We start from the raw sequence: 3,419 nt of genomic DNA, 5'->3' as shown, positions 1-3,419 counted from the left end.
CAGTACCTTCGCGGGCTGGTAGTGGCCGAGCGCCACGACACGTGAGCCGGTCATGTACGGGTTCCCCTCGCTACGTATGGCAGGAACCATCCAGTCCTCGGGAGTCCGCCGGACGGGGCTTCGTGCGTCGCGGTGCGTCGCGGTGCGTCGCGGGTGGCTCAGCCGGTGTAGGGCTTGGCCGAGAGGATCTTCACCGCGGCCTTCTTGCCGTTGGGCAGCTCGTACTCGGCGTCGTCGCCCGTGCGCTTGCCGTTGACGCCCCTGCCGAGCGGCGACTGCGGCGAGTACGTCTCGATCTCCGTGCTCGCGTACTCACGGGAGGCGAGGAGGAAGGTCACGGTGTCGTCCGGGTCGCCGTCGAAGGCGATCGTCACGACCATGCCGGGCTCGACCACGCCGTCGTCGGCCGGCGCCTCGCCGACCTTCGCGTGCTCCAGGAGCTGGGTGAGCTGACGCACCCGGAGCTCCATCTTGCCCTGCTCCTCCTTGGCCGCGTGGTACCCGCCGTTCTCGCGGAGGTCGCCCTCCTCACGGGCCGCCGCGATCTTTACGGAGATCTCCGTGCGCGCGGGACCAGACAGGTACTCCAGCTCGGCCTTGAGCTGGTTGTACGCCTCCTGCGTGAGCCAGGTGACGTTTTCGCTGGTCTGGGTCACAGGTGCTCCTCGTCGGTACTGGGAATACAAAGCATCGCCCTACCCCGAGCTTGTTCCCTCACGGGTGGGCGAAACCACGAGCCTAACAATTTCCCGGGCAAAGGGGGAGAAGGTTACCCGGTGCCGATGGAGGCGTGGCGGACAGTGCGGGGGCGCGCGGCGCCCGGCCTTCCGCCTCGATAGGCGTTCGGGGCGGGCTCAGCCCGCCGAGCCGCCGCCCGTGCAGCCCAGCAGCTCCACCGCACTCGCCCGGGACGTCGTCCGCAACGCCACGACCTCGTCGACGCGGCCCTCGGGCTGGTCGAACCGGAAATCCTTGCGGGCGACCTCGCCGCCCTCCGCGTCCAGGGCGCGCACCGTGCAGAAGCCGCCGGAGTCCTTGTCCTTGTGCACTTCGAGATGGGCCTCGGCCCGCTCGTCGGAGACGATCTTGGACTTGATCAGCTCGGCGCTGATCTCCGTACCGGCGACCTTGTCCACACCGATCCAGACGATCACGCCGATCAGCGCCGCACCCAGTACCGCGCCGATCACCCGGAGCTTGCGGTCCGCGTTCTCGTCCTGGCTCCGGCCGTACCGGCCCTCGGGCGTGGCCTCGCGCAGCGCCGTCATGATCGTTCCTCCTGTGCGGGGAATCGCGGAATTTTCCACCTCCCCGTTCGGTCACTATAGGAGTTGCCCATCGTGACGAATAACTGAGGACCGAGTCTTGACCGAGCAGCTGCGCCTGATGGCCGTCCACGCCCACCCCGACGACGAGTCGAGCAAGGGCGCCGCCACCATGGCCAAGTACGTGTCCGAGGGGGTGGACGTCCTGGTCGTCACCTGCACCGGTGGCGAACGTGGCTCCATCCTCAATCCCCGGCTCCAGGGAGACGCGTACATCGAGGAGAACATCCACGAGGTACGCAGGAAGGAGATGGACGAGGCGCGCGCCATTCTCGGCGTCCAGCAGGAGTGGCTCGGCTTCGTCGACTCCGGCCTTCCCGAGGGCGACCCGCTGCCGCCGCTTCCCGAGGGCTGCTTCGCACTGGAGGACGAGGAGACCGCCGCGGGACGCCTCGTCGCCAAGATCCGCTCGTTCCGCCCGCAGGTCGTCACCACGTACGACGAGAACGGCGGCTACCCGCACCCCGACCACATCATGACCCACAAGATCACGATGATCGCGTTCGACGGTGCGAACGACAAGGAGCGCTTCCCCGAGGACGAGTTCGGTCCTGTCTGGGAGCCGCGGAAGCTCTACTACAACCAGGGCTTCAACAAGCCCCGCACCCTCGCCCTGCACGAGGCCCTCCTGGCGCGCGGTCTTGAGTCCCCGTACGGCGACTGGCTGAAGCGCTGGGACGACATGAAGCACACCGAACGCACCCTGACCACGCACATCCCCTGCGCGGACTTCTTCGAGGTGCGTGACCGGGCTCTCATCGCGCACGCCACGCAGATCGACCCCGAGGGCGGCTGGTTCCGCGTCCCGATGGACGTCCAGAAGGAGGTCTGGCCGACCGAGGAGTACGAGCTCGTGAAGGCCGGCGTCGATACCTCCCTCCCCGAGAGCGATCTCTTCGCGGGCATCCGCGACAATGCCTGATATGTACTCCACCCAGGCACTGACGCATCTCGTCCCGCTGGCCGCCGACGAGCTCGACAAGAACAAGGTGACCCCCGGCGTTCTCGGCTTCATCGTCTTCGCCGCGCTCGCCGTCGGAGTGTGGCTGCTGATGAAGTCCATGAACCGCCACATGGGCCGGGTGAACTTCGAGGAAGCCCCGGAGGACACCGAGGTGCCCACGGCCGCCGGAACCGGTGCCTCCGCCGGAGCCCGCGCCGAGTAGCACCCCGGGGCGCCATCGGTCCTTCGGGCCCATGTGCCGGTGCCTCGACCCGCCCCGCGCCATGGACGGTCGGCGCGGGGCGTGGAGTCGCGCCCCGCCACCCGCCGACGCCCCTAGGGGAACCTTCCCGGATCTGCCAGGGACGTCCCCGATGGACCGGGAGCCGGCCGACAGCGAGTCTGCTCGTATGACTCCGAAACTCACGGACGGACGCAACGCGCCCGCCCTCGTCGCCCCGCTTCTGCTGGTGCTGTACGGCGTCCTGCGCCTCGTCGACGGGCTGGACGGGAAACACGGGCCCGGGCTCGCCTGGAACCTCGGACACAGCCTGTTCTTCGCCGGCTTCTTACTCTTCGGCGTCGTGACGTTCAGGCTTCGGCGGATCGCTCTCGCCGCCACCCCCGGCAGGCGTCACCTCGCGAACGTGGCCACGGCGGTCAGCCTGTTCGGCATCGCCTGTTTCCTCCGGGTGATCCTCGGCGACCTGTTCGCGGCTCTGGACGACGCGGCGCCCCTGCCCGACCCGCTGAAGCTCGCGGGCCCGCTCGCCTTCCAACTGGGCTTGCTGGTTCTTCTGGTCCTGCCGGTGGCCGCCCAGCCGCGCGCGCTGCCGGTGTGGAGCCCTCTGCTCGTGCTCGCGGGCTTCCTCCTCTTCTCGGTCCACCTCGACCTGCTGCCGGTCGGCGGACTGCTCCTGACCGCCGGACTGCTCCCGGTGGCCCGCCCCGGCCGGCAATCGGTCGATGTACCCGTCTCGTCGAGGCCGTGATCGCTCGTACCGTCTGCATGCGGGGCCGGCAGTGACGGAGAAGGGCGCGGCAGCCTTGATCCACCCTCGACCTTGACGAACTGCCCCGGCCTGAGCCGGACGCCTGCTGACCGTACAGCGGCGCCCGGCCCCACGCCTCCGTCTGCCGGAGATGTCGTA

Annotated in this window: 5 protein-coding genes; 3 read left to right on the top strand and 2 right to left on the bottom strand. The window is 68.9% G+C overall.

Features of this window, described 5'->3' with window-relative positions; all coding sequences use genetic code 11:
• Positions 1 to 158 precede the first annotated feature (158 nt).
• Positions 159 to 656: a transcription elongation factor GreA gene (greA, locus tag ACWD3D_RS34960; protein ID WP_387373862.1), complete on the bottom strand. Its 498-nt coding sequence runs from the start codon at positions 654 to 656 to the stop codon at positions 159 to 161.
• Between the two features lie 198 nt (positions 657 to 854).
• Entirely contained in the window at positions 855 to 1,268 is a 414-nt protein-coding gene (locus tag ACWD3D_RS34955; protein ID WP_451464710.1) for a DUF4307 domain-containing protein, read from the bottom strand.
• Between the two features lie 97 nt (positions 1,269 to 1,365).
• Here ACWD3D_RS34955 and mca point away from each other — a divergent pair, with 97 nt between their 5' ends.
• From mca to ACWD3D_RS34940, 3 genes are all read left to right on the top strand, one after another.
• The gene (mca, locus tag ACWD3D_RS34950) at positions 1,366 to 2,247 is read left to right on the top strand and encodes a mycothiol conjugate amidase Mca (RefSeq protein ID WP_451464709.1); all 882 of its coding nucleotides are present in this window, start codon (positions 1,366 to 1,368) and stop codon (positions 2,245 to 2,247) included.
• Position 2,248: 1 nt separating this feature from the next.
• Positions 2,249 to 2,491, top strand: a complete 243-nt coding sequence (locus tag ACWD3D_RS34945; RefSeq protein ID WP_451464708.1) for a hypothetical protein — start codon at positions 2,249 to 2,251, stop codon at positions 2,489 to 2,491.
• A 187-nt stretch (positions 2,492 to 2,678) separates the two neighbouring features.
• Positions 2,679 to 3,260, top strand: a complete 582-nt coding sequence (locus tag ACWD3D_RS34940) for a hypothetical protein (protein ID WP_451464707.1) — start codon at positions 2,679 to 2,681, stop codon at positions 3,258 to 3,260.
• The last annotated feature ends 159 nt before the right edge of the window (positions 3,261 to 3,419 follow it).

The sequence above is a fragment of the Streptomyces sp. NPDC002690 genome, assembly GCF_053592415.1.
The sequence above is the reverse complement of the archived record's forward strand: the minus strand, read 5'-3'. Positions and strand labels throughout refer to the sequence as shown.

Excerpts from the sequence above, each read along its gene's own strand:
- ACWD3D_RS34945 (WP_451464708.1), top strand. The coding sequence starts at position 2,249 with ATGTACTCCACCCAGGCACTGACGCATCTCGTCCCGCTGGCCGCCGAC.
- ACWD3D_RS34955 (WP_451464710.1), bottom strand. The coding sequence starts at position 1,268 with ATGACGGCGCTGCGCGAGGCCACGCCCGAGGGCCGGTACGGCCGGAGC.
- ACWD3D_RS34940 (WP_451464707.1), top strand. The coding sequence starts at position 2,679 with ATGACTCCGAAACTCACGGACGGACGCAACGCGCCCGCCCTCGTCGCC.